General features: G+C 57.1%; 1 protein-coding gene. It reads right to left on the bottom strand.

Annotation, left to right across the window (positions count from 1 at the left end; all coding sequences use genetic code 11):
- Nucleotides 1–478: IS5 family transposase (locus AWB68_RS46110; protein WP_125483349.1), on the bottom strand; the 478-nt coding region annotated here is incomplete at its 3' end.
- Nucleotides 479–527: the final 49 nt, after the last annotated feature.

The following is a 527-nucleotide window of genomic DNA, read 5'->3' as shown; positions in this document are numbered from 1 at the left end:
TATGTCCGGCCCACGCCTGGATCAGCGTGCCGTCCACACTGAAATGCTCGCCCGACAACCAATCCTTCTGTTGCGCGATAGCCAGCACTTCGTTAAAGAATTCAACCACAGCATCATGCTTAATCAGACGCTCGCGGTTCTTCGTGAACACCGTGGGCACCCATACCGCATCATCCATCGACAGACCAATGAACCAGCGAAACAGCAAGTTGTACCGCGTCTGCTCCATGAGCTGACGTTCCGAACGAATGCTGTACAGCACTTGCAGCAGCATCGCTCGCAGCAACTTCTCTGGCGCGATGCTCGGCCGACCACCCTTGATGTCGGCCTCGTACATGCCGGCGAACAGCCGATCCATCTTGGCGAGCGCCTCATTCACCATGAAGCGAATCGAACGCAGTGGATGTGACGCCGGAACGAAATCGTCCAGCTTGCGCACGGAAAACAAACTCTCGGTGAACGTGTCGGCGCCGCGCATGATCTCTTGGGGAGCGAGTGAGGGGTCTCATATCAACGCCTTAGCGGCC

The sequence above is a fragment of the Caballeronia choica genome (genome assembly GCF_001544535.1).
Taxonomy (GTDB): Bacteria; Pseudomonadota; Gammaproteobacteria; order Burkholderiales; family Burkholderiaceae; genus Caballeronia; species Caballeronia choica.
This window is presented reverse-complemented; position numbering and strand designations above follow the sequence as displayed.